Below are 653 nucleotides of genomic sequence, written 5' to 3' on the forward strand. Positions count from 1 at the left end.
TGTAATGACCCAGTGATTTCCTGCTCAGGTGCTACCTTTTGACGGAGAGCACGATGAGCCAAGTAATGGACGAAGAGATCAAACGCTGGACGGCGCGGCGCAAGTCGGCGCTGGTGCTAGAGATCATCCAGGGCAAGACGACGGTGGCGCAGGCCAGCCGGCAGTTCGACCTGACGCCCTCGCAGATCGAAAGCTGGGTGGAGGACGCCAAGCGGGGCATGGAGAACGCCCTTCGGGCCAAGCCCGAGGACGTCCGGGAGCAGTACGAGCGGCAGCTCAAAGAGCTGCAGGAAGCCTACGGCGAGGCGATGCTGGAGCTACGCGCCCGAAAAAAATTGGCGTCCCTGTTGGGCAAGGACGAGACCTGATGGTCACGATCCAGCAGGGACTGCGGGCCGATGGCTTCGAGGTCTCGATGGTGAAGCTGTGCCGGTGGTTTGGTGTGGCGCGGCGAACGGTCTATTACAAGCCGACCAAGGTAGCGCCGAAGGTCCAGCCGAAGCTGGCCGAGCCGATCAAGGCCTTAGCCGTCGTTCGGCTACCGCACGGTGGCCGGGCGGCTCGACATGAATAAGAACACGGTGCAGCGGATCTTCCAGCTCATGGGCTGGCAGGTTCGCAAGCGGGCCGTGGGCGCCCGCCCGCGGATCCAG

At 63.4% G+C, this 653-nt stretch carries 2 protein-coding genes; both read left to right on the forward strand.

Features of this window, described 5'->3' with window-relative positions:
• Positions 1-53 precede the first annotated feature (53 nt).
• Positions 54-368 (forward strand): DUF1153 domain-containing protein, encoded by a 315-nt coding sequence (locus tag XarbCFBP7408_RS22065; RefSeq protein ID WP_104562131.1) that lies wholly within the window; start codon positions 54-56, stop codon positions 366-368.
• The gene (locus XarbCFBP7408_RS22070) at positions 368-574 is read left to right on the forward strand and encodes an integrase catalytic subunit (protein ID WP_104564702.1); all 207 of its coding nucleotides are present in this window, start codon (positions 368-370) and stop codon (positions 572-574) included. Before XarbCFBP7408_RS22065 ends, XarbCFBP7408_RS22070 begins: the two co-directional genes overlap by 1 nt.
• Positions 575-653 lie beyond the last annotated feature (79 nt).

The sequence above is a fragment of the Xanthomonas arboricola pv. guizotiae genome (assembly GCF_002940205.1).
Classification (GTDB): domain Bacteria; phylum Pseudomonadota; class Gammaproteobacteria; order Xanthomonadales; family Xanthomonadaceae; genus Xanthomonas; species Xanthomonas arboricola_C.